This window comes from Rufibacter sp. LB8, from assembly GCF_014876185.1.
GTDB lineage: Bacteria > Bacteroidota > Bacteroidia > Cytophagales > Hymenobacteraceae > Nibribacter.
Window position 1 is genome coordinate 3,429,331 of sequence record NZ_JADALJ010000001.1, and the last position, 23,330, is coordinate 3,452,660.

The 23,330-nt window shown below is 44.8% G+C and carries 21 protein-coding genes; 6 read left to right on the forward strand and 15 right to left on the reverse strand.

Annotation, left to right across the window (positions count from 1 at the left end):
• Window positions 1-4: 4 nt before the first annotated feature.
• Together IMY23_RS14435 and IMY23_RS14440 are read right to left on the reverse strand one after the other, a co-directional pair.
• On the reverse strand, window positions 5-3,205 hold the full coding sequence (locus tag IMY23_RS14435; protein ID WP_192822767.1) for a SusC/RagA family TonB-linked outer membrane protein: 3,201 nt from the start codon (window positions 3,203-3,205) through the stop codon (window positions 5-7).
• Window positions 3,206-3,490: 285 nt separating this feature from the next.
• Complete coding sequence (locus tag IMY23_RS14440) at window positions 3,491-4,843, reverse strand: TlpA disulfide reductase family protein (protein WP_192822768.1); 1,353 nt, start codon at window positions 4,841-4,843, stop codon at window positions 3,491-3,493.
• 576 nt (window positions 4,844-5,419) lie between these two features.
• Between IMY23_RS14440 and IMY23_RS14445 the strand changes: the two genes are divergently transcribed.
• Entirely contained in the window at window positions 5,420-5,680 is a 261-nt protein-coding gene (locus IMY23_RS14445; protein ID WP_192822769.1) for a helix-turn-helix transcriptional regulator, read from the forward strand.
• Here the strand turns inward: IMY23_RS14445 and IMY23_RS14450 are convergent.
• From IMY23_RS14450 to IMY23_RS14460, 3 genes are all read right to left on the reverse strand, one after another.
• On the reverse strand, window positions 5,661-6,527 hold the full coding sequence (locus IMY23_RS14450; protein ID WP_192822770.1) for a hypothetical protein: 867 nt from the start codon (window positions 6,525-6,527) through the stop codon (window positions 5,661-5,663). The genes IMY23_RS14445 and IMY23_RS14450 overlap by 20 nt on opposite strands.
• 73 nt (window positions 6,528-6,600) lie before the next feature.
• The gene (locus tag IMY23_RS14455) at window positions 6,601-7,134 is read right to left on the reverse strand and encodes an ImmA/IrrE family metallo-endopeptidase (RefSeq protein WP_192822771.1); all 534 of its coding nucleotides are present in this window, start codon (window positions 7,132-7,134) and stop codon (window positions 6,601-6,603) included.
• A 5-nt stretch (window positions 7,135-7,139) separates the two neighbouring features.
• Complete coding sequence (locus IMY23_RS14460) at window positions 7,140-7,505, reverse strand: helix-turn-helix domain-containing protein (RefSeq protein WP_192822772.1); 366 nt, start codon at window positions 7,503-7,505, stop codon at window positions 7,140-7,142.
• Between the two features lie 184 nt (window positions 7,506-7,689).
• On the opposite strand from IMY23_RS14460, the gene IMY23_RS14465 reads away from it, so the two are divergent.
• From IMY23_RS14465 to IMY23_RS14485, 5 genes are read left to right on the forward strand one after another with little or no spacing between them, the layout of a single operon-like run.
• Window positions 7,690-7,914: a DUF2188 domain-containing protein gene (locus tag IMY23_RS14465; protein WP_370589910.1), complete on the forward strand. Its 225-nt coding sequence runs from the start codon at window positions 7,690-7,692 to the stop codon at window positions 7,912-7,914.
• On the forward strand, window positions 7,883-8,344 hold the full coding sequence (locus IMY23_RS14470) for a lecithin retinol acyltransferase family protein (protein WP_192822774.1): 462 nt from the start codon (window positions 7,883-7,885) through the stop codon (window positions 8,342-8,344). Before IMY23_RS14465 ends, IMY23_RS14470 begins: the two co-directional genes overlap by 32 nt.
• Before the next feature lie 7 nt (window positions 8,345-8,351).
• Window positions 8,352-9,524 (forward strand): cobyric acid synthase CobQ, encoded by a 1,173-nt coding sequence (locus IMY23_RS14475; protein WP_192822775.1) that lies wholly within the window; start codon window positions 8,352-8,354, stop codon window positions 9,522-9,524.
• A gap of 6 nt (window positions 9,525-9,530) precedes the next feature.
• Window positions 9,531-11,777, forward strand: coding sequence for a ThiF family adenylyltransferase (locus IMY23_RS14480; RefSeq protein ID WP_192822776.1), 2,247 nt, complete (start codon window positions 9,531-9,533; stop codon window positions 11,775-11,777).
• 27 nt (window positions 11,778-11,804) lie between these two features.
• The gene (locus IMY23_RS14485) at window positions 11,805-12,518 is read left to right on the forward strand and encodes a hypothetical protein (protein ID WP_192822777.1); all 714 of its coding nucleotides are present in this window, start codon (window positions 11,805-11,807) and stop codon (window positions 12,516-12,518) included.
• Window positions 12,519-12,658: 140 nt separating this feature from the next.
• Here IMY23_RS14485 and IMY23_RS14490 read toward each other — a convergent pair whose 3' ends face one another.
• From IMY23_RS14490 to IMY23_RS14535, 10 genes are all read right to left on the reverse strand, one after another.
• Window positions 12,659-12,940: a SinR family protein gene (locus IMY23_RS14490; protein ID WP_192822778.1), complete on the reverse strand. Its 282-nt coding sequence runs from the start codon at window positions 12,938-12,940 to the stop codon at window positions 12,659-12,661.
• A gap of 39 nt (window positions 12,941-12,979) precedes the next feature.
• Complete coding sequence (locus IMY23_RS14495) at window positions 12,980-13,450, reverse strand: hypothetical protein (protein WP_192822779.1); 471 nt, start codon at window positions 13,448-13,450, stop codon at window positions 12,980-12,982.
• 1,539 nt (window positions 13,451-14,989) lie between these two features.
• Complete coding sequence (locus tag IMY23_RS14500) at window positions 14,990-16,645, reverse strand: RNA-binding domain-containing protein (protein WP_192822780.1); 1,656 nt, start codon at window positions 16,643-16,645, stop codon at window positions 14,990-14,992.
• Window positions 16,646-17,130: 485 nt separating this feature from the next.
• Complete coding sequence (locus IMY23_RS14505; protein WP_192822781.1) at window positions 17,131-17,577, reverse strand: hypothetical protein; 447 nt, start codon at window positions 17,575-17,577, stop codon at window positions 17,131-17,133.
• A gap of 290 nt (window positions 17,578-17,867) precedes the next feature.
• Complete coding sequence (locus IMY23_RS14510; protein WP_192822782.1) at window positions 17,868-20,297, reverse strand: M4 family metallopeptidase; 2,430 nt, start codon at window positions 20,295-20,297, stop codon at window positions 17,868-17,870.
• 178 nt (window positions 20,298-20,475) lie between these two features.
• Window positions 20,476-20,787 (reverse strand): hypothetical protein, encoded by a 312-nt coding sequence (locus IMY23_RS14515; protein ID WP_192822783.1) that lies wholly within the window; start codon window positions 20,785-20,787, stop codon window positions 20,476-20,478.
• A 356-nt stretch (window positions 20,788-21,143) separates the two neighbouring features.
• Complete coding sequence (locus IMY23_RS14520; RefSeq protein WP_192822784.1) at window positions 21,144-21,287, reverse strand: hypothetical protein; 144 nt, start codon at window positions 21,285-21,287, stop codon at window positions 21,144-21,146.
• A 24-nt stretch (window positions 21,288-21,311) separates the two neighbouring features.
• Window positions 21,312-21,635 carry a hypothetical protein gene (locus IMY23_RS14525; protein ID WP_192822785.1) on the reverse strand — a complete coding sequence of 108 codons (324 nt, stop codon included), beginning with the start codon at window positions 21,633-21,635 and terminating at the stop codon, window positions 21,312-21,314.
• Between the two features lie 312 nt (window positions 21,636-21,947).
• The gene (locus tag IMY23_RS14530) at window positions 21,948-22,442 is read right to left on the reverse strand and encodes a hypothetical protein (protein ID WP_192822786.1); all 495 of its coding nucleotides are present in this window, start codon (window positions 22,440-22,442) and stop codon (window positions 21,948-21,950) included.
• Between the two features lie 134 nt (window positions 22,443-22,576).
• The gene (locus tag IMY23_RS14535) at window positions 22,577-23,260 is read right to left on the reverse strand and encodes a hypothetical protein (RefSeq protein ID WP_192822787.1); all 684 of its coding nucleotides are present in this window, start codon (window positions 23,258-23,260) and stop codon (window positions 22,577-22,579) included.
• Between the last annotated feature and the right edge of the window lie 70 nt (window positions 23,261-23,330).

The window sequence follows — 23,330 nt, forward strand, 5'->3', positions numbered from 1 at the left end:
AAAGTTAAAGGGTGGCCCGCAGTCCCAGGGAGACGCTGCGTGCGGGCAGCAGGGTGGTGCGCCCATAGTGGTCCGGATCCAGGCCCTGGCGGTTGGCCCGCCAGAGCAGGCCCAGGTTCTGCAGGCTAAGCTGCACCTGCACCCGTTGCAGGGGAAGCCGTTTCCAGGCGGTGCGGGTGAGCTCGTAGGCCGCGGTCACGTACTGCAGCCGCACGTGGTCGGCACGCTCCACCAGCTCCCCGGAGCCGGCATAGAAGGTGTCGCGGTTGGTGACGGCGGGGTACACCTGCGAGGGCACTTGGGTGGAGGCCTCATCGCCGGGCTTCTGCCAGCGGTGCGCATAGTCCGAGTGGCCCGTGCCGGTACTGTAGAGCGTGCCGTACCGGATGGACTCGCGCCGGAAATAATAGCCCAGCTTGTAGGTGACGCGGGCGGTGAGCGAGAAAGGTCCGTAGGTCAGGGTGTTGCCCAGGGAGCCGTAGACCGTGGGCAGCGCCGAGCCGTGGAAGGTGAGGTCGGAGACCAGCACGTTGGGCCCCATCAGGGCGGTGTAGTCCTTGCTCATCTGCCCGTTCAGGAGCCCCTGCGGGTCCCCGGTCTGCGGGTCCAGGCCGGCCCACTTGTAGGAATATACCCCGTACACTGGCCTCCCCTGCTCGGCGGTGATGATGGCGGCGCTGTTGACGAAGCCGCTGCCGCGCAGCGAGCTCTTGTAGTAATCCGTGACTTCCTCCTGGGTATAGCTGACATTGAGGTGGCTTGTCCAGTTGAAGGCACCCACCTTTAGGTTCATGCTATTGAGTTCCACGTCCACCCCCTGCCCCTCCATGCTGGCCACGTTGCGCACCACCGTGGGGCCGATGCCGGTGGTGTAATCCACCGGGTCCGTGCCGAAAAGGTCTTTGTCCCGCTTGCGGTAATACTCCAGGCTACCCCAGAGCCGGTCGCCTTTGAGCCGGAAGTCCAGGCCCAGGTTCCAGATGCCCGCCGTCTCCCAGCGAAGCTCGGGGTTGGCGTAGTTGGAGAACTGGGCATAGGGGCCCTGGGTGCGGGGCGAAAGATTGGCGTAGTAGCTGACGGTGGTGACGGCGGCGCGACGCTGGTCCACGTTTCCGCTGAACCCGTAGGAGGTGCGCAGCCGCAGGTACGGGAGGGCGGTGAGCCGGTAGAAAGGCATACGGGACACCTCCCAACCCAGGCCGGCGCTCCACAGGGGCTTCCACCGGTCATTTGCCTTTACACCGAATAGGTTGGAGGCGTCGCGGCGGGCGCTGGCGGTAAGGGTATAGGCTTGCCGGAAGGTGTAGGCGGCGTTGGCATACACGGAGACGAACCGGTTGGTGGCCTCATCCAGGCCATTGCCGCTGGGAATATTACCCAAACCACCCGTGACACTGTTGGGGAAGCGGGTCACCATGTCCACGTTGCCGAAGGTGAAGATGTCTGGGCTGAACCCGTAGAGGCGGGACCTGTTGGTGGAGCTGCGGGCGTGCCGCACCTCCAGGCCAGCGAGGGCGTCTATGGCATGATCTCCCCAGCCCTGGCTGACGTGGAGCTGCCCGCGCCCGTTGTGTGCCTCCAGCAGCCCCTGCGACAAATCCCGGATGGCTCCGCGGGGAACAGGATAGGTGAGCGCGCCGGTGGCGGTGTTCAGTTGCGTGAACCGGTTCACCAGGTCACGGGCGGCGTAGCTCTCCTCCGTCTGGAGGGCCTCCCCGTCCGTTTCCTGCCGTTGGTACTGGTACTTCAAGTCCAGTTCCAGGCCCAGTGGTAATTGCAGGCGGGTCCCGAAGTTGCCCAGTACTTCCTGTAGCACATTGGTTCGGGGCGAGTGGAGGTGCTCTACCAGTGGATAGTAGTTCCAGTCCAGCACGCGACCTCCGGCGGCGGCGTTTTTGTACTGCTGCCGGTAGTCTTTGGAAAGGGGCAGCGGATTCCCATTATCATCCGCGAAGCGAGCGTATGGGTAGAGGGGGCCAGTGTTCACCATGCTGATGTCCCCGTAGCCGGGCCTCCCTCCTTTGTTCTGGTTCAGGGTGTAGGTGAGGCCTGCCGTAAGCTCTACTGCTTTTGCCGGCCGGAAGGTGTTGAGGAAACGCAAGGTGTTGCGCTGGCTGCGGGCATCCAGGTTGTCTGTGCCTTGGTCATGGCCCAGGGACAGCGCCCAGTGGTGCTGGGCAGAGCCGCCACGCAGGCCCAGGCTATACTGCTGGTGCTTGGCGGCCTGGTACAGGTGGTCGGTGAACTGGTCCCGCACGTCCACTTGGCGGAGGGTGTCCAGGCGGGCGTTGGCCTCCGCCTCAGAGAGGGTGCCGTTGGCGCGCTGCACCAATACCTCCACCGCCGGGGTGAGGGCTGGGCGGGACGTGGAGTTGATCTGGCTATTGTAGAAACCTTTTCCGTAAAGCATCTGCTCCACGTCTATGTAGTCACTGCTGGACATGGTCTCCAGGTGGGAGAGGCTGGGTTTCTGCGCCACGGTGCCGTTGGCGGTGAACTCCACCTGCAGGGGCTGTTGGAACTTGCCCCTGCGGGTGGTGATCACGAGGACGCCGTTGCCCGCCCGGGCACCCCAGATGGAGGCCGCCGCCGCGTCCTTGAGCACGGTCACGCTCTCCACGTCATTGGGGTTGATATTGGCCAGGTCGCCCTCGTAGGGGAAATTGTCTAGGATGATGAGGGGCTGCCGGGTTCCCAGGATGGTGCTGAGGCCGCGCACCATGAGCCCGCCGGTGCCGGTGGCCCGGTCCACGGTGAGGCCGTTGGCCACGCTCGCCAGCCGGCTGAGCACGTCAGGCCCCACCTGCTCGTTCAGCCGCTCCCGGCCCACCTGGGCAAAGGAGCCGGTGGACCGCTCGCGCGGCAGCTCCTGGTAGCCGGTGGAGACCACCACCTCCTGCAGGGTGTTGGCCGTCTCCCGCAGGGCGATGGTCCAATTGGCGGGCACAGGGGTAGGCACGGGCACCTCCTGGGACTCGTAGCCCAGGAAGTGCACCAGCAGCACGGCTTGGTCAGGTACCGCCGCTAAGGTGAAGCGGCCTTCCCCATCTGTCATGGTGCCCAATTGGGTGCCTTTGAGCATGATAGAGGCCCCTGGCAACGGGGAAGTGTCTGGGGCGGCCACCACGCGGCCTGCCACCTGCCGTTGCGCCAGTGCCAAATGGGTCAATGGCAGGAGGCACAGGAACAGTAAGAGTTTTTTCATTGCAGTTCAATGGTTTATCAATGGTTGGGAGTTAGTTGCTGTTATAAAACTTGGCATCCGCTGCTGGGATGAAGGGGCGTTTTTGGCTCCGTTTCCGGAAATGGGCCTGAAAACGGGCTTGGGAAAGGGCGGGCTGCGCCGGGATCTCCTGCCGAAAGCCTTCCTCTACAAACATAGGGTGGCAGAAGCCGCAGCCCACTCCCCTTCCGGTTACCGTGGCAAGGTGGCGGGCTGGTGGTTACCCCTTCAGGTCTGTCTGGCCGGGAAGGCGGCAAGGTGCTGTCCTCATGGCTTTATTACTTTAGGGTGGAGGCTAATAGATTTCTCGCTGCTAAGGTTATGTGCCTCCCGCACCACCAGGTAAGGCAGTTGGCGGCGGGCGGGCCTCAGATCCAGGCCGTAGCGCTGGAGCTCGCGGCGCAGGGCGGGCAGGTCATGCAGGGGTGTGTTCAGTTCCAGGTCCACGGGGCCGGGGTAGCCGGTCTCGTCCACCACCAGGGGACCAGGGCCGCCGGGGCTGTTGAGGCGCACCACCACCGCCGAGAGGGGCACGTTGCGCACGCTGCCGCCTTTGGAGGGCAGCAGGCCGTTGTGCGCGGGCCCGCCTTTGCTCCGGAGGCAGTCCCGCCTGCCGGTGCGCACGAGCCTCAGGCAGTCAGTGGGCCTATTCTCCAGGCGGCTCACGTAGCCGCTGTACTGGTGCAGGGCATCGCGCAGGCGAAAGTATAGGGAGTCAGCCTGGCTGGGGGGCACCAGCAGGTCCAGGGAATAGAGGTGCCGCAGGTTCCATTCCAGGGGCGTGAGCGGGGAGGTGGCTTGAAAGAGCCGCGCCGAGTCACGCACCGCGAACACCAGCTGCCTGCTGGTAAGGCCGGGGAACAGGGCGTGCCGCACCTGCGCGAAGTAGTGCGTGAGCGGTTGGTTGGTGACGGTGGTGCCGGTCACGGCGCCCTCCGGGTCACGGCGCAGGTGGGTGCCCTGGGGTACGCCCTCCAGCTGGCCCTGGAACAGAATGGCGTAGTGGCTCAGCTGCCGCGTAGGAGCCTCAGCGTTCAGAAAAAGCGGACGACTTAAGTCCACATCCTTTTTCCGGCGCAGGGCAGTGGTGTTGCCGGCCAACGCCAGGCGGATATTGGCGGCGGTCACCTGTTCATGGGAGGTGGTGGCCAGTACCTCACCCTGCGGGCTCACCCATACCACGTGCGGGATCAAGGTGTGCGGGAAGAGACTGTCCAGCACGGTATCTTCCACCACCGAGGGCAGCACGTACCGGGAGCCGTCTGGCTGGCGGCGCTTCTCATAATAGGCCATTACCTTGGCGCGGTCATCTCTGGTGGAGCGGGTGTTGACCAGCAGCACCTGCACCTGCCCGGTGAACTGGCGCTGGAGGTTGTCTATTTTGGGCAATGAGGCGGCGCAGGTGCCGCACCAGGTAGACCAGAAGTCCAGCAAAAGCAGCTTGCCTTTGTAGTCAGACAGCTTGGCGGTGGAGGCTGGGGCGTTCACCAGATTGGTAAGGGTTACCTCTGGCAGGTATTGGCCTGCCACTAGCCCCTCCTTAGCAGGTAACTTAGATTGGGCTGAGGCGGGGAAGACAGAGAGCATGCCCGCTAATAGGAATGGGAGATAAGCTGCCAAACAGAAAAGTTTGGGCAATAGTGGGCCTGTGCCCCAATTTTTATGGTTCATGTGAAGGAGGAGTTAAACGAATGGGAAATAGGAAGGAGGCGCAGGGCTACCGCCACGCGCAACTGGAACGAACCGGAAGGAGACCTTACTCAGGTGGGCAGATAAGCAGATCCCAGCTCTGCACAAAAACGGCAGTGAGCGAGATGGGAAGAAGTGAGGATGAACAGCGGCAACTGTGAAAAATCACAGTGGGTAATGAGAGAAAAATTGGAGGGATAAAGGCCGCCCAGCTAACAATTGCTTGCCAGGTTAGACGGAAAAGTAAAAGCGCGGGCCTCCTGTTGACACTACTTTGGCCTGAGAACCTGCCGGTACATGCCAAAGGAGAGCCCGCACTTAAAGTCTTGATATATAGCCAGTAGGGTTTCATGGTCTCGGTTACTGTGGTTCTCAGGCGCAGCAAGGAGACTTAATTCTTAGACGTAGATGTCTTTAGTAAATATAGTTATAAAAATTAAACGCAACAAATTTGATTACAAATGTATTTCCATTAATCTAAACATTGCTCCATTAGGCTAACAGCTAATGGAGGATTCCAGGAAAAATCAATTTCAAAAGAAAGTAGGGCAAAGGATAGCTTCTTTAAGACTTGAAAAGGGCTGGACTCAAGAAAATTTGGGTGATGCAGTAGGTGGTTTGGAAAGGCAAGCCGTAAGTAGAATTGAAAATGGGCATCATGCCATGAACAGTTATCTACTTTTACTTTTTGCTGAAGCGTTCGGATTAACGTTAAGTGAATTTTTCAGCTATGATTATAATCCAGGTCCTAAAGAGTTACAATCTTAGCCTTACATAAATCATAGGAGACTTCTTTAAGCTTGGTTAATCTTACAACCAGTTCTTCAACTTCGTTGTAAGAAACTTCAAACTCTCTTTTGTATTTGCCTGCTATATAAGACCTCTTCAACAAGTCAAACAGATATAACTCATTCTTGTCTTCTTCTTCAATAGGGAATACTTCAGTTATCTCTATGGCTAGCTGCTTTATAAGTTTCCTGAACTTGTCAAGGTTATGAGCTTTAGGTTTGTAGCCAGAGTAAACCAGTAAAAGCATGCTGTAGAAAGCTTCAGTTGCTTGGTGTAGGAGGTAAGCTGCAAGATTAGGTTTCTTGCCACTAGCTGTGGAATTTGCCAAACTTGTTTTTGCTAATTCCAAAAATTCACAGCCATTATCAAAGTAAAATTGAAAGTTGGCCTTTACCTTCTCTTTCTTTTCCCGATCTGTGAGTTTCTTGGGAGTAACTAACTCAGTAGTGCCAGCGTCGAAGAGAACAATACCTTCATTAATAATCTCAGAAAAGAAGTAGTCACCGTGGGCTAACTGGTTATTGACTACATCAATATGAAGAATAATAAGACTGAGCGGGGCTTTATATTCGTAGGTGCGAAGAATTTGATCTTCTATTTCAAAGTATTCTTTTTCAGTTTCCTTGTAGAGAACTAGGATGTCATAGTCACTTACGTATTCGTAAGTTGTTTCTCCCTTATTGTACTGGTCCTGCACATTCTTCCCTTTGGCATAACTACCAAACAAGATGATCTTCTCAGGCTGTGCAACAGATTTGATTCTGTCAACGATGCCAGAGAGTTCTTGTTTTGTAGTGGTAGAAAGGTGGGGAAAGAGGTTGACCATTTTGCACAAAAGCAAAATTAATTTTTAGTAAAGAATAATATTTTAACTTTCTGTTTTTTTAGAATGGGAAAAACTAATACCAAAAAATATCTAATTTAGAAAGTCTAATTGTCATAGCTTGTTGACTAACTTTAAATATATCGGCTAATTCTTTCACATCTTGTTCTTCAATAAATTCTAAGTTTCTTTTCTCTATTTCGTTTTTAATCATAAAACCAGGCATTAGAATTGCAGCCGCAAATTGATTTGCTTCTCTCTCATTCTTCAATTCTCCTGTTGCAGATTTTTGATCCCTGAATTGAATTTGGCTTCTATACTGCATCTTTTCTTTGTCAATCCAAAGAGGAGAATCATTTTGATGTAGTACAAAGTGCCCCAGTTCATGTGCTATTGTAAATCTTCTCCTTACAGGTGATTCAAAAGGATTATAGCCTATAACACTCTTGTTGCCATCTATAACAAGTGCACCAGAGACACCTTCGCCAAAATCATAGGGCTTTATTTCTATACCTTTGCTTTCAGCAATAATTTCAATTGAAATGGGAGGAGATGTAAAATTTAATTCTTTTAAAATTTTTTCGGCTTCTCTTTCAGGTTTATTGAACATAGTAATTAGAAAGATATATTTTCCTTGACAAAACTGCGTAGTTTATCTATAGCCTCTGGACGCACGTTAATATCATTTTCTGCAAATTTTGAAATTTTTGATTCAAAAGTTATTGATAATGATATATTCTTTTCATTACTATTTGAGAGATTCTCTCCTGTGAAATATGACATATTAATATCAAAAACCTTTGATAGTTTCCATATAAGGTAAAAGCTTGGGTTTTGTCTACCTCTCTCCATATTGACTACAGAAGATCTTGAAAGGCCTAAAAGATTGCCAAATTCTTCTTGTTTGTATCCGGCTCTCTCTCTCAACTCTTTGATTTTTTGACCTACTAAATCAAAGAATTCACTTTCGTTTTCAGCCATATATCCAAATTAAGAATAAAATTTTTCCACAAAACGCATGGATTTTATCCACAAATATAATATCAAACGTGTGAATAGCAACAATAATTGTGTGTATGTGCTAAATACTACACTGTTTGTTGTTTGCACATTTGCATATGTAATTTTTATCTATACCTTTGTCAAGAATTAATTAAACAAAAGTATTATGAAGAAGAATCAACACATTGTTAGGCATCCAGAAGGATGGGCTGTAAAAGGTGCAGGTAATGAAAGAGCTACGAGGGTTACAAGTACCCAGGCCGAAGCTATAAGCATTGGTAGAGGCATAGCCGTGAATCAAGGGTCGGAACTTATCATTCATGGTAAGAATGGTCAGATCAGGGAGAAGAATACCTATGGAAGTGATTCTCATCCACCTAGAGGCTAATAGAATGAAGACAGATTATACTCTTGTAAAGGCATTGGGGCTAGAACCAGGCGATACAGTTATTGCACCTAAAAGTGATTTTAATATAGTTCAACATTATGCGCTTTATCTTGGAAAGGGGCATGATGGCAAGCACTATATGTGCGAGAATGCTTACGGCCTAGGTGTAAAGCTAACTCAAGTCGAAAGTTTCTTTAGTGAATACTCGCAAATCACTAAAGTCAATAAGTTCATCGGGAATGTGTGGCAGCGAAAAGAAGTAGTGCAATCCGCTCTGTTAAGGTTAAGAAAGCCATATGACTTATTTAATTACAATTGCGAGCATTTTGTTAATGATGTTTTACTTAAGAAGCCAACAAGTATACAAGCAGCTAATGCTGTTAGTTTAATTGGATTAGCCATAGTGGCAGTTCTAGTTTTAAGAAATTAAGAATTTTATGAGAAACCCAGAAATTAAATATTATCCAGTTGGCAATGGTGATCAGTCATTAATTACCTTAACCGACGGCACAACCATTATTGTTGATTGTAATATTAGGCAGGCTTCAATAGGAAGTAAGGACTCTAAAGTTTACGATGTCAAAAAGGACCTGCTCAAATCAATTGGGAAGCGTGAAGGGAATCCTTATGTTGATGTCTTTATCCTTACCCACGGAGACTGTGACCATTGCAGAGGGTTTGAGGGAAACTTCTACCAAGGAGACCCGAAAAAGTATTCAAATGAGGATAAGAAAGCGGATAAAATTATCATTGATGAAATGTGGTTTTCTCCAATGATTGCAGAGGAACATACTAATGATGACGAGGATGCATATCAACAAGAAGCTGAGCGGAGGTTAGAGTTGCATAGGAAAAAACATGCTGATAAGGATTTGGCAGGCAACAGGATCAAGATTATTGGCTATGATGCCAATAAGGACTACCAAGATCTCAACCACCTGCGTGCAACCCCGGGTTCTATTGTAACCAAGTTTAACAGCAAGGAACAGAATAAATTCTCGGTTTTCATCCATTCTCCATTTAAAGAGCATTTAGAATCTGCTGAAAAGGATAAGAATTCAACCAGTATTGTTTTCCAAGCTCGTTTTAAAGGTGCTGCTACTGATTCCAGGTTTTCGTGTTTAGCAATGTTTGGAGGAGATTCAGACCATTATTCTTGGGACATTATTCTTCAGAAGACTAAGAAGTATGGCAATGATAGTAAAGAAAAGGCATTAGATTGGGATTTGTTTCTGGCACCTCATCATTGTTCTTGGTCATTCTTTAACAATAGACCTTACTCCGAAAATTCGGATCCTAAAGACCATTCTAAAGAAGTACTCAAATATAAAAGGAGTGCAAATGCAAAAGTAATTTCATCAAGTAAAAAAATCCTTGACGATGATGATAACCCACCGCATTATCCTGCCAAACAGCAGTACATTGCAAGTTTGGGGAACGCTTCAAATTTTCTTAATACAGCCATAGACCCAAAAGAGTCTGGACCTGAACCAATTATTTTTGATATAACTCCCAATGGGCCGGCTAGGCCTCCTAAAATTAACAATGGAGGAGCAATAGGATCAGCAGGTGGCGCAGGTGCAGCATCAACAGTAATAAAGCAAGGGTAATATTATATGCTCTATAGCAAAGAATTAAAACAGTTCACAGGGGAGTTCTCTCAAGCTGTATTAGGATGTCTTGAGGAGATTAAAGAGTTTTTCTCAGTTGAAGAATTGAGTGTCTTGACTTTTGGCTCTTCATATATTTTAGTGCCGGTATCCTACAACGTATCAATTCCACCATTTGGAACAATAGGTGGAGTTGATATAAGAGAGAATGAACCTGTGCTGATTTTAATTTCCTTAGAGCACTATCCTGACCAAATGCCTTCAATAGTCAGTGACAGGAAAGATTTTCCAAGGAAAGTACTTCCTCACCTATACGTTTCAAGAAATGGGGCCCCTAGCAAACTGTGTTTAGTTAGGAACAATCCTAATGAGTGGTTTGCTGGAAAAAGGATGACTGATCTTTTATCCGTTGGAGAACAGTGGTTTTATAAAGCAGCTACTGGCCAGCTAGTAGATGATGGCCAGGAGTTTGATCCCTTGAGGCTTGAATATTTTAGTGGGTACCATTCATACAAGTATGAATTCTTGAATGAAATAGTTGCGAAAGACTTAAGGTTCCATCCAGAGTATGAAATGGCATTTTTGTTCAGCTCAATTGATAAAAATGATGGTAATAGAAATTTTTTAATAAAGAGTCTTGCCCCAATTACAGCTATCAATATCAAGGCAATGCTGGATATATTAAGGAGCGCCAAGAGTACACCAGAAAAATTTCCAATAGCGTTTCCATTAGTTTCTGTTCTATTGTGGAGTAAAGACAATGTGGAGAATCAATATGATGTATACTTACCAACAGACTATGCAGGATTAAGCAAGTATTTTGCATCAAGGGGAATCAATTTACCTCAAGTTGTAAATCTCTACTTGCAAAATGGATTTTTGAAAGGAAAATATATTCCAATAGTGCATGCTATTCAGAGGCCAAAAAAGCTGGTAGGCTATAATGGTAAAAATGAATTTATAAACTTTGTTATAGATGCTAGTTACTTTAAGGATGATCAACAACCAGAATCGGCCAAAGTTATAAATCAAGCGCATATTGAACCATTTAGCAAAAGTCTAGCCGAAAAGATGACCGGTGAAAAACGTAATGAGAGTATATTTTTTATAGGGGCTGGTTCTTTAGGGTCTAAGATTTATATGCATTGTGCAAGAGGAGGGAACCTGAACTTAGGCACCTTAGATGATGATAATTTTCTCCAGCACAACTTAGCTCGCCACTCTCTGTTTCAAAATAAAGTGGGCAGAAATAAGGCAGTTGCAATTACAGAAGAAGCAGATCAATTCTTTTCTGTTGATACAAAAAAGAACTTCAAAGCCTTCAATAGCAACCTGATTAACTTAGAAATCAATGAGCTAATTAATTATAAATGGCTGCTAGATTCTTCAGCAAGCCTTCAAGTTCAAAATTGGCTTGCAAGTACTAGTTTGCCAAATAATTTAAATGTTGCAAGATGTGAACTTGTAGATGACGGAAGGTTAGGGCTAATGTATATTGAGGGAAAGGATAGAAACCCTAGAGTCGATGACCTAATTAATCTAACATACTATTATGGCCGTGTGGATGATGACATAAAGGGCTGGAGGATTCGAGACTCTGAAAGAGAAGTCAGAAATATTGACATTGGTCTTGGTTGCAGTTCAACTACCACTGTCATGGCAGATGATACTATTTCATTTCATGCAGCCACATTCTCAAGGGTATTGTACGCAGAAGGAGAAAGCCTTGCAGAATCAGGACTAATATTTAAGAGTGTGATAGAATTGAAGGGAATTCCCTCAATAAGCAGTAAAGGACATTTTATTAAGCCTTTTGAAATTTATTCTTGCCATGCTGGTAGTCAGTGGGAAATAAGATTTAAAAATGGTTTAACCCAACAACTGCTAAACCATTGCATGAAGAAGAGCAACATAGAAACAGGAGGTATACTTTTGGGTGTGGCTAACTACAAAACTCAAACCATTCATGTTCTTGAAATAATTGATGAACCTCAAGATAGTAAAGGGACATGTACTGGTTTTAACAGAGGTGTGAATGGGCTTCCAGATTATGTGAATACGGTAAAAGCTGATACTGGAGGAATTATTGGATACATTGGAGAATGGCATACTCACCCAATGGATTTAGAGAGACTTAGCACTAGAGATGAATTAACAATAACGGAATTGGTAATAATGAATAGAAATGTACCAATTCCAACACTTGCCGTTATTGTGACCAATCAGAAAGTGCTGCCATTTGTTTTTGAATAAATATTCTTTTGTTAAAACAGGTAGAAGATGTTTGATAATTATACCCTTAAGGCGCGGCTTTATCCAGTTATTATTTTATTTTTCCCTTTAGTCGTATTAGGGATTTTTTACTCAATAGAGTTTAAAAATATTTTACACTTTCTTTCTTCAGTTGGTGTTGTCGGCGCTTTGACCTATTTGTTTTCTCAACTAGGGAGAGATAGGGGTAAAAAGTTGGAACAATTGCTTTGGCAATCCTGGGGTGGTGCTCCCTCCATTCAACTTATGAGATTCGGGAACCAAACTATTGACAAATATACTAAAAGTAGGTACCACAGTAAATTATTGCATCTATGTTCAGTACCAGTTCACCCAGATGAGGTAATGGAAAGAAACAATCCATCAGAGGCAGATGAAATCTACAAGACATGGACAAAATTTCTAATAACTAAAACAAGAGATGAATCTGCATTTCCTTTACTCTTCAAAGAAAACACTAGCTATGGGTTTAGACGGAATTTATGGGGGTTAAAGCCCTTTGGGATTTGTCTTGTATGCATTGTGATTATTTCAAACTACTTCTTTTGGTGTTATAAGTTAGATGTATTTAATCCAATTAAATTTAGTAACATCTTCTTCTATACAGCTGTAGTTTTAGGACTGATCCTAATTTTTTGGATTACTGTTGTTCGCAAAGATTGGATAAAGCTACCGGCTTTTTCCTACGCAGAAAGGTTGCTAGAATCTGTTGAGAGCATGTAAGAAGAGGTGTGAAAATTAGATACTATATTCATTTCCTTTAAATCATTAAGGCTACTATCAATTCTGTTTTTGGCTTGTTTTAAAAATAACATGCCAAAAACAGAATTGATTAGTCATTTATATTAATCACTTAGTAAAAGTTATACTAAGCTAATGTTTTGTTTAAGCCAATCAGAGCATTTTTGGTCAAAGCCAATCCAAGCAGCATCATCAGCAATCTGTGTAACTAAGAGCTTATCATTATTATCAATATGTGCCTTTAAATACTCGCAAATATTAAAAGCAGAAGAATTGGACTTTATAATCCAAGTTGAATCCAAGCAATGCCACCAAGTTCCAGATAATGCTTTAATTGCGTCGTATAGATTTTGATAGTCTTGACCAGTTTTCCTTAGGTCGTATCCTATAAGGTAAGTTTTCATTTAAAAAGGATTTTAGTCTAATCATTAAAAATTATTAACTTATTTACATTTCACAGGTTTGCATGCGGTTCTGCATCTTCCCCTACCCCCTTGTTTAGCTCCATCATATCCTTCGCCAAAATGGTTTTTATAAAGAGCAGTGGTGTCAGCAAAGGCTGTATGTAAATCCCGCATGTCCTGTTCGCCACGCATACCAAAATAGGGGAAGTGGTGTACAAAATAGCCAAACACGCGCTCGCAGTCTTGAGCGTAAGCCTGGGTGTCCAGAATGTGGTAGTGCCAGAACTTATCTACCACTTGGTTGGGTACTATCTCTTCCTGTGGGTACACGTATTTCAGGGCTAAGAATCGTTTGTAATCCTGCTCCGCGCTGTCACATTCTTCTGGGGTCCAGCCTAAGCCTTCTTCCGCGTCCTGTAGTTTCAGCTTGAGCATAGAGAAATCTACTTCCTCAAGAAGTAGGAGTGCTTTGTTTACCAAAGCTTGTTTGTTTGCAGTTGTAGTTTGCATATTAGGTATAATTTTTACTTATATTATAAACCTACGAATAAATTCCAACCTTAGTAGCATTAAAATGTTAATATTTTTGAATTTACTAATTAGAATAGAAAAGCATAACGAGAGTTTACGTTTTAGGACTCTATTTGTAAAATGCGACTTAAAACGTAAAATATTTACCCTTCAAAGTTCATCCTCTCCCTCACGGCATCCACTATCTTCTGAATCATTTTAGCATCTTACATGAAGACAATCTCTGTCAGTGGCAGGGTAATGTTGGTTTCCAATACTGGTTTGTGCTGAAGCAAAAGCCTAGGCGCTTATTGAGCGGGGAAGGCATGTGCGTTTCAGCGTCTGCCTTGGCCAAAGGGGGAAATGTGCGGTCGGCTACCAAAGATAGCCAGAAATGTGTTTGAGGAAGCGTTGGGGCTTCTGTGATTTTTCACAAGAAAAAGCACTAATCTTTCTATGACGCATAAGTTTTCCTCTATATGGTAGAGTGACTTTTAGGGTATGCCAGGATAAGAATCAGTGATTACTGTTATGACCCTTCTTCAAAGAAGCAGCCTACAAAAGGCTTATGATTTTGAAGAACAATGCTCTGCCATGAGCTATTGTAAAAAGGTATCGCAAATGCTCCTCTTCTTGTAAATAGGAATTTAAGTAAATAAATTACCGGCTACTTTGTCCCCTGAATTTTGGCCAAAAATTTAAATTTCCCACGTCGTCACAGCAATTTCCCACTTCGTCACGGGACATTTTAGGAAAAACACTGTACTACTCCTAGATCCCGGCGCTTGATACACTATAAAAGGTTAAAAAGTGGCCGTTTTTCATGTCCTTTCCTTTAGCTGCGTACTGCTACATCTTTGTGCATTGATTTTAATGACATGAAGAAAAACGCAAAATTTAACCAAGCACTCATACTGGCCATTGTGCCCAGTCTGTTTAATGTAGCACCGCAACTGGTTTCTATATTGGTGAAGAAGCCAGAACCAATACCTACACCACCAGTAGTGGTGCAAAACTCTATAACTGTTCATGTCAATAGCCGGGCTGATACAGTTTATCTATATAAGTTTAGTAAGAAGGTGCCTTAGCTGTAACAAGCAGCCTTAAAGTAGATAGTACTTGATCTCCTTAAAATGAAGCTGTACAGATTTGTATGCTGGGTAGAAGTCACCGTTTAATGGCTTTTGCATTTCCACTAGTTCTGTTTTTGCCTTTCTTTCTGAAAATAGACCCTAAAACAGAACCGGTGCCTTTAGATAGCTACTAGAATACTCCCTTTTAGAAGACCCAAGCAAGCTTCAAGGTTAGGGAGAATCATCACCTTAACGCCAGAAGTCAGTTCCTCTAATAAGTTCTCTAATAGATTCTCTAATAAAATAACCTTTATAACCTCTCTAATGAGCGCTATTAGGCACTTCTGTAGCAATCTCTCTAATAAGCTCTCTAATAATTTGCTTATAAAGTATGTATAGAATCCCTAACAGGCTTCTTAGCACCACCCATAGTAAACTCTATACTATGCATTCGCACAAGTAGAATCTATAATGTCCATTGAGGTTTAGAAAAGGTACCTGTGTTCTTTATCTTTCCCATTCTCCTGAGTTCAGACAGGAGGTTGTTTATCTTGATCTTCCGTTGTTTCTCATCCATCCAGTCAGGAAGCTTATCCCAAAGCAGGGCATCTACATCGCTTCTGTTTAGGCTTTCATGTTCCTTGACGGCTCTTTCAATCAAATCAAGGTAATACCCCTTGTCAAATCCTTTGTTTCTGGAATAGACTGCTTTTTGCCCGGTTTGTTGAGCCACTTTAATACCAATGTAGTAGTTAGGCTTTCTCCCTTCAATAAGCTTTTTTGACCTTAGGTGCTTTTCCTCATACGCACTCAACAGCTGTCTTTTCTGGACCTTGTCAAGCATGATGATCTCTTCAAGGGTTAAGTCTTTGTTCTGGGCAAGCATACTGGCATAGTCAATGTCTAGCACTTTACCTGTAATGGTTACTTTCACCCTGTTGGCACTCAGGTCATAATCTGGCATGGGGAAGAAGCGTTCCCGCTGATAGTTGAATATCTTTTTGATACCTCCCCCTGCCGTGTCTACCATTTTCAGGTTGAACATAGCAGCTGCTAAGAACCGGTTGCGGTAATGCTCTTCAGGGGCATCTTCCATTACCACCCGCTCGACACTACCCGGTATGAAATCTCCCAAGTTGGTAAAGATCAGCTGGTCATCCATCTCAACCACATTGATGCGGCCATGCTTTGTATAATCTTGGTGTGCGATACAGTTATTGATGGCCTCTCTGATAGAATAGGGCTCATACTGATTTACCTCATCTGGAAACAGCGTACCATCTTTCATATACCTATACTTAAGATTCCGGATCTTGGCATATACCTTATCTACCGCCAACAGCATAGGGAGGCCAATGATACTGTAATCCTTGTCATTGCCATTCGCGTCTTTCAACAACCACCTTATTTTAGCTTCGGCAGGATTTATGAAATGCTCTGCTTCCTCTTTCCCCAGCAGGATGATAGCCGTTCTGGTGATCTTGCCTTTAATGGTAAGCTTGGCTTTGTTAAGAAAGGTGATGTCATCCCAAGTATCAACCTCTTGTGCCTTTTCCGGCAGTTTGTTTTTGAAATTCTCTCTGGCTACTTGTAAAGCCTGGCTATCTAAATCATCAATGGTAGCATCTGGCACAATAGCTGCGCTCCAGTCTTCAGTGGTGGCTTGTGCCCTGATACGCTCAATCTCCTCTAGGTTTAGCGGGACCAGTTCCTCACTATCCCTGCCATAGTAATGCCCATCAAACGCAATCGGGAATCCTTTAGGGGCAGCTGGGATCTGAAACATCACCACTCTCCCCTCAGGGAACATCATTTCATAGATCTCCATGAACGTGATGCGGTTAGTGGTCTTATTGGCTATTTCACTTTTTAGGCTGTCTAAGTCTTTTCTGATAGCCCTGTATTGACTGTTTACAATGTTGTGTTGTTTATTCTCAATCCCAAACACCAGCCAAGCGAATGGTTTTCCTTTCAGGTTCGCCTCATTGCTCAGCGCAGAAAAATACTTGCCGAGTTTAGAGAAATCATAACTGGACTTCGCTTCCTTGAACTCTACTATCTCTGTTTCTGCCCCAAGGCTACGAAGTTGCTGAAGTATGGCTTCTAATTGCTGATTGGTCATAAGCAATACTACTACTTGTTTCCTACATTACCTTACTCATGCGCTATCCTTTTGGTAAAGGTAGCCAAAGGTGACTACACAAAATTGGGAAGCAACTCTACTATTGGCAGTATAGGTCTTGGTTTTTACAATTAACAGAGTATTGTGAAATCTGTTTCCTTTAGGAGTAAGAGTATTTTGTCAACCAAAGCTTGTTTGTAGTAGTAATTCGCATATCGGGTATAATGTTCTCTTAGAATACCCAGATCCTAATTTAAATTGCACTTGTATGCTGCTTATTTCCGCGCTAACATGAGTAGACAAGCAAAACGGGATTTTACGTTTTTGGCCTCATTTTCCAGAAAGAGGCCAAAAACGCAACTATGCCAATCCTCTAAAGACCATGACCTTGTTCACGGCATCCACTACTTTCTGGATATAGCCCTATCTTTGTCCACGAAACCGTTGGTCTCACCAGAGTTGCTGTTGATGCGCACGGCACGTCATTAAACCAATCTCGCCTTTGCCTGCTCCAGCAAGGTTAGCACCTGCACCAGTTCCTCTGGGCTCATGAATACCATTGAATTGGAGTCAAACCTGGATAATTTCAGATAGGCAGACCATTTCTTCTTGTCCTGGCTATAATAGCAACCTGCCTCAAACCCTCCTCTACTGGTAAAGGAGACCTCAGTGTAATTGGCATGGGTGCTGGTCAGCAGACTTGACTGTATCAATTTGATTGATTTAATGAGGCCATCCAGTTCATCTGCATCCACAGAGCCCAGCTTTGTGCCCGCAGAATAACCACTGCCCGTTACGGCAGAGAACCTGACCGCACTGGTCTTGGAGGCATTGATGAGGTCTTTTAACACCATCACCTGCACTGTCAATAGTAGCCATTTCCCTTTCGCCATCTGCACAAAGAAGATTCTTTGTACCACTACTACTGGCATGCCATTGGCTTCGGTTGGAGTGTTAAGGACGAAGGAAGCAGCGGGTGATGGCGGACGTGGAAATAGAGACTCCCGTTGCCTGATGAAAAGGGTCAAGCCAGCTGAAAGGATTTCCTTGGGCTTTGGTTTAGTTGTATAGACCGAGTGAAGGCCTACCTTGTCCACCCGCAACTCCTCTTGCCTAAAGGAGCCTTTATTGGAAATAATTTCTTTGCTTTTCAATTAGAACAGCCCATATACTGCAAAGCGCTTTGCAGTATATGGGCTGTTCTAATTGAATATGGGATATCCTATTTCCCTATTTGTATGTGGCGCCTGAAATTCTTCCCGTGGTGAATGATATGTAGGATGTAATTACCCTTTGGAAGGTCCCGTACATCCATGTAGACTTTGCTCTGGCCAGCTTTTGCCAGTATAGTTCGCACTTTCATACCCTTGTTATTGTAGAGGTCAAGGGTGGCTGGTTCTGTCTCGCTTGGAAGCACTGATACTGTCATCTGGTCCTCGGCTGGGTTAGGATAGGCCGCATAGGCACCATCCCCATATTGCCTTGGCCGAAGGTTTAGAATCATGGTGGAGGTGACGCAATTGGTATAGGCAATTATCTCCAGAAAAATTGGGTCATGGTAGGGAACCACGACATTAAGTTCCGCTCCATTTGGGGAAAAATAGGAGGTTTCACCATAGACCAGATTCCAATCTACTTGAGTCACCGTGTTATTAGAAGGAAGGAACAAAAGCACATTCACCATCCCAGGCTCAACATCAATGTCCTCATTCGAAGTGTTGATAGGGATGTTCCCGTTACTCAGATCTGCCACCCTCGCCGTAAAGGGAAAATCCTCATAATTCATGTGTATAGTTTTTGTAATCGAGTAGACACACCCACCTATGGTTACTTGAGCGGTCAAGGTGAAAGGTACAGCTGAATAAGACGTTGCCTTGAGGGTAATGGCGCTGGTAGAAGAAGCCACAACCGTTACATTTGAAGGGACCGTGCCCCATGTGGCGCCAGTGATAGGGCCACTTATGGTAAAGGTTTTCTGCTGGTTATAGCATAATTCATTTGAGCCTGTGATTGAAGCAGGTAAGACATATTTTTCACCCACCCCAACGGCATGCCAGGCGTTCATGACCGCAGAATGCTGACAAGAGTTCACGCCGAACTTTGCAATAGCTGCATTAATCATGGAAGTCCTGATTGCCGGGTAGGTTGTTGTACCGTCCAAGTAGTTATTAAAAACAGCCTCAACTATCAATTGCTCAGCAGAATTCAACCCAATCCCAGTCACTGAATAGCTATTGCCAATTCCGTTCACACCACTTTGACCATTAACCAATATATAGAACCAATGCGATAATACCCCACTTCTTACATATTCATAATCGCCGCCGGTTGAATTGTATTGCGCACTTAAATAAGTGTTAGCTATTTGGGTAATCGCGTTGGGATCGTTGGTGTTTTGAAGGTTTCTTAGGTAGGGCTTTTTTTTAGTGATCTGCTCTGACATTTGCCAGGGTGCATTCAATTTTATCCTATACTCAAAAATGGCTGCCCAAATATCACTGATGCCTTCATTGAAAGCCCTCTGGTCACCAGAGTTTCCCCAGCCTATTTGGTATTGAGTTATACCGTGGGCATATTCGTGACCCACAACGTCTAAACTTGCTATAGGGTGGTAATTGGATCCACCTTGACCAAACACAAGAGTACTTGAAGATATATTCCAATAGGCATTGTCTGTATTATTGCCAAATCTTACATAAGCATTTATAGGTTGGCCAGCCCCGCTTGCAGGGTTGTTAAAGCTGTTGATTTGATAAGTGCTATACAGATAGTCATAAATTTTCTGTAATGCCCAGTGGACATCCAGTCCCATGTCATTTGCACTGGGGGCATGTTCAGAGGCTGTCCAGTTATTGTCATTGTCTGTAAGTTCCACCGCACTAGACAAGATACTGCCGCTGTTCTGAAGGTTGCGGGTATGAATGGTGGCGCCGCGCGTGTTGTCAAAAAGCCTATGTCCGCCGGAAAAGGGATTAGTATCTGCAGTCTGTGTACCGCTATAGCGTGTGGCAAATGTTCCTTCCAAATCCAACATCCTGGATTCTGTCATTACCAATTTTCCTGTATGTGCGTCCACAAAACCGATTTCATTGTTATTAGGGTGGTCTGACTCAAGGTAGATGCGGTAAACCAATTGCACTGATGTAGTTGAGTCACTTTTGGATTTTCCCGCAATCTCTTTCACAATAAGGCTTAACATTGTTTCTGCCACTGCCTTCTGCTCAATCCCTTTAATCGTCAAAAACGTATTTAGCGCTTCCTCTTGAGAAATGGAGGGTGTGGCGTTAAGGTTTTCAGTTATAACATAGTGGCCATTTGCAAAGTATATTTTGCCATTTTTGAAATGAAGGTTATATCCTGCACCCTCTATCTTGACACCTTGGTGATACTGGTCGAAATGCTCATGCATAAATCCATCATTATTCGACTTATGTGGTGATTTCTTAAACTGGTTATCCAGTTGAGCCCCTAGATAATCTTGGAAAAAAACCTTGGCCGAAGTAGGGACGTGCTTCCCGTCGCCAAAGAACTCAACTGAGCCGATGGTGCCATTTTTTTTCTTTTGTATGATTGGTGGCTGGTCTTTCTCTTGGGCATGGCACAGGATAGAAAAAGAAAGGCCTGCTAGTAGGCAGACAAAAAAGTTTTTCATAAAGTGATTATAATGGTGGTGAAATTTTTGAATAGAAAGTAAGGCAGGCTAGTATTTAATATATTTGACCTAAGAGGGGATTATACAGGAAGTATTAAACAAAAGCCCCTTTTAGCAGATGATGGCAAGTAATAAAAAGGGTATACTGAACTGTACAAGCTTCTCTTTACCCTGTGTGCTATTTCTTCCTATAAACAAAATAATCAAACATGGCTAGTGCGTCTATATCCAGTGTCAAGGTTTTGTACTCTTTGTCAAATGAATAATAATAGCTTTCAGCTATGGTGTCTACCTGGTCAATATCAAGGGCATAGTAATAATAAACCAGCATGGAGTCATTGAGGGTATAGTCACCATAAGTATATTTCTTGGAATCGTAGTCATAGTTTCTGTATGAACTGTCATTCAGGAATTCAGTGTACCCACTTGGTGATACATCCAATAGATTATCAAGGGACACTCCTTCCTGACGCAGTTCCCACTTTCCCAAGATGGCCTTCTTGGGACTGATTTTTATATCTTCCTTGTCACAGCTGATAATTGCTAATACAAGGGGAAGAAGACAAATTAACTTGAATGGACTTTTCATAATATGGGGATCTGCTGTTGCTTCCTATAATGTTAATGAAATTATTCTTTTTGATATTCAAACCTTGCCTATGAAAAAGTATGCCATTTTTTATAAAAAGGCTAATTCTTTTGTTCTGCTTAGGCCTCATTGAATAAAAATTGGATAGATATTGTCAAGTGTCGTGCTCTGATTTTCGCCTAGGTTTTAAAGTTCAGCATTCCATACATCCATTGTTCTGTTTTTACTAAAGATCCCCACAGTCAAATGCTCTGTGACTAACTCTTCTTGATATGGAAGTTAGCTGCGGAGGAGATGTTGCGCATGGCAAAGGTCTGACCACCTGAGATGAACCGTGACTGGGTCACGGTCACGTCTTGAAAGAAAATGGCTTCCTGTTGTTGGGCAATGGTGGTTTCCATTTAGTTTGGTTATTATGTGATTTTCTATTTATAAGTTTCCAAGTGCTCAAAGTGATCTCTGAAATGAACCATCAGAACTTCAGTAAATCTGCCTAAAATATATCCTTTGGTACTCTCCTCAGGCTCTCCATTCTTGTTCCACCAAGAAATTTTAAATGAAACCTTGTCAATAAAAATATAGGGTTTGGGCATAGCTTTTCCATTCCATTGTTCGGGAATATGGGTGTATAAATTTTCCTTCTTGTCGTTTGTGACAATTGCCCAAGTCCTGAGCTTTCCATCAGTGATGGCTTTATTAATTGCTTTGATCAAGCTTTCTGGCTTAGCAGTAATGGCGTGTATTTCCATGATGTCAGGTTTTAAGTGATGTTGGGTTATAGCCTGTATTTGTGATAATTCTTTCTAGGCCAAGCAGGAAAGGAATAATGTAGAAGCAGAAAAATAAGCTTCAGAACAAATGAATCCCCTGTTTCTTGCCTCAATTTTAGAAACAAGGCCTAAAACAATTAGTAACATTTCTTGCAGGGCCTACTGCCGTGCTTACTCTCTGCGTCTGCCTTGGAGACCGTTAAATGTTAGGCTGTATCGGTTGCAGGAGTTGGGGTGGGGCCAGGTGCTGTCACCCTCACAGATGAAAACGTTGGGCCTTGCCCTGGTCTTTTAGTCGTTCTGAATTAAACCCCTGAATTTTGCCCACCCGTAAATAAATTCTCTTATAAGTTGTACTCTTGGGTCTGGATTTACTTTTGCATTTTGGATGGTAACCATAGCGCCATTAGATAGCAGGTAATTGAATATCCCAAGACGGTCAAAAGCCTGGTAGTTATATGGGTCAGAGTAGGCGGGGTTTAGCCATTGACAATAGACAGCGTAACTATTTGCAAGAAAGAAGTCTATAGTTGTGGTAACATCCTGCCTGTATTGCATGGAGCATAAAACAATCCTTGGTTTTTGATCTCCAATTATATCACCCACATACGTTGCCCTTTCTTCAGGACTGCCACTAACCAAAAAAACCTCCACATATTCACCAGCCCTCAGGTAAAGCCGCCTTACATCAGACCCTGTCCGGACCGTTCGCCCAAACAAGCCATTCCAGGTGGTGGACTTCCCTGAATTCCTGAGTCCAAGTACGGCTACAACTAAATTATCCATATTTTAGGTTTCTTGTAATAAGGCTTACCTGCTAGCTTAGAACATGCAATATATCCTTCTTGATGAGGCTTCCACCTAAACAAGAAGGTATTGGCCTTTAATAGTTATTAGATGAAATGGGTATTAGCAGAAGTTTAGGCTGCTTTAATTTCAGCAATGGTATTATCTAGCAAGGGAGATAGAGAACCTTTGGTAAATTCTGAATAAGCCACCTTCTGGACACTATAGGTGTCAATAACAATGCAGTGGTTTTCAGAGATCTGGTACTTGCTTGCGTAGTTGTCAACCAAATGTCTGTAAAGGGTTTCACAAAATATGCCCAGTTCGTTTTTCCTGAAGCCATTGATTTGTGCCACCAACCATAAGGCCCCTATCTCACGTTTCCCATTATGATTGAAGGAGAATAATAGGCTCGGATTCACGTATAATGGGTATCCATCTATGGTCAGGATTTTTTGGAAGGAAGGCAGAGTTTCGTACTTCAGGCCAATTCCTGGTTTTAGATCCGTAAACTCAAAATCCTTGAAATTAGTAAGGATATCTATGTTGCGCTGGTACATTGATTTGGTGCCATTATTCTTGGTTGCGGCAAGCTTTGCCTGTAGTTCGTCTATCTTGTTGTCAAAGAGCTCAGGGTTGTCAGATTTGAATACATTCTGGATACAACTGGTGCTGGAAATCCAGTAATCGCCTCCGCTGTCGTCATCTTCCGCTTTCTCTTTGGCTTGCCTCGTTCTTAATTTGAGCGCAAAGTTCTTCTTGCTCTTATCAGACCTTCTCCTGAATTCAACTAATTCTTTTATGGTAATTCGGTGCATAATAGGCTGTAATTAAGTACTGTCTTAGACTCAGTTTTTTAAGTAGAACCAGAAAGGCCCTTCAAAGTGG

Bases quoted from the DNA above. Each gene is read 5' to 3' on its own strand.
- IMY23_RS14485 (WP_192822777.1), top strand. From the start codon at position 11,805: ATGTTTGATAATTATACCCTTAAGGCGCGGCTTTATCCAGTTATTATT.
- IMY23_RS14490 (WP_192822778.1), bottom strand. From the start codon at position 12,940: ATGAAAACTTACCTTATAGGATACGACCTAAGGAAAACTGGTCAAGAC.
- IMY23_RS14450 (WP_192822770.1), bottom strand. From the start codon at position 6,527: ATGGTCAACCTCTTTCCCCACCTTTCTACCACTACAAAACAAGAACTC.
- IMY23_RS14470 (WP_192822774.1), top strand. From the start codon at position 7,883: ATGGAAGTGATTCTCATCCACCTAGAGGCTAATAGAATGAAGACAGAT.
- IMY23_RS14520 (WP_192822784.1), bottom strand. From the start codon at position 21,287: ATGGAAACCACCATTGCCCAACAACAGGAAGCCATTTTCTTTCAAGAC.
- IMY23_RS14530 (WP_192822786.1), bottom strand. From the start codon at position 22,442: ATGGATAATTTAGTTGTAGCCGTACTTGGACTCAGGAATTCAGGGAAG.
- IMY23_RS14455 (WP_192822771.1), bottom strand. From the start codon at position 7,134: ATGTTCAATAAACCTGAAAGAGAAGCCGAAAAAATTTTAAAAGAATTA.
- IMY23_RS14535 (WP_192822787.1), bottom strand. From the start codon at position 23,260: ATGCACCGAATTACCATAAAAGAATTAGTTGAATTCAGGAGAAGGTCT.
- IMY23_RS14500 (WP_192822780.1), bottom strand. From the start codon at position 16,645: ATGACCAATCAGCAATTAGAAGCCATACTTCAGCAACTTCGTAGCCTT.
- IMY23_RS14510 (WP_192822782.1), bottom strand. From the start codon at position 20,297: ATGAAAAACTTTTTTGTCTGCCTACTAGCAGGCCTTTCTTTTTCTATC.
- IMY23_RS14480 (WP_192822776.1), top strand. From the start codon at position 9,531: ATGCTCTATAGCAAAGAATTAAAACAGTTCACAGGGGAGTTCTCTCAA.
- IMY23_RS14475 (WP_192822775.1), top strand. From the start codon at position 8,352: ATGAGAAACCCAGAAATTAAATATTATCCAGTTGGCAATGGTGATCAG.
- IMY23_RS14495 (WP_192822779.1), bottom strand. From the start codon at position 13,450: ATGCAAACTACAACTGCAAACAAACAAGCTTTGGTAAACAAAGCACTC.
- IMY23_RS14435 (WP_192822767.1), bottom strand. From the start codon at position 3,205: ATGAAAAAACTCTTACTGTTCCTGTGCCTCCTGCCATTGACCCATTTG.
- IMY23_RS14505 (WP_192822781.1), bottom strand. From the start codon at position 17,577: ATGCCAGTAGTAGTGGTACAAAGAATCTTCTTTGTGCAGATGGCGAAA.
- IMY23_RS14460 (WP_192822772.1), bottom strand. From the start codon at position 7,505: ATGGCTGAAAACGAAAGTGAATTCTTTGATTTAGTAGGTCAAAAAATC.
- IMY23_RS14525 (WP_192822785.1), bottom strand. From the start codon at position 21,635: ATGGAAATACACGCCATTACTGCTAAGCCAGAAAGCTTGATCAAAGCA.
- IMY23_RS14445 (WP_192822769.1), top strand. From the start codon at position 5,420: ATGGAGGATTCCAGGAAAAATCAATTTCAAAAGAAAGTAGGGCAAAGG.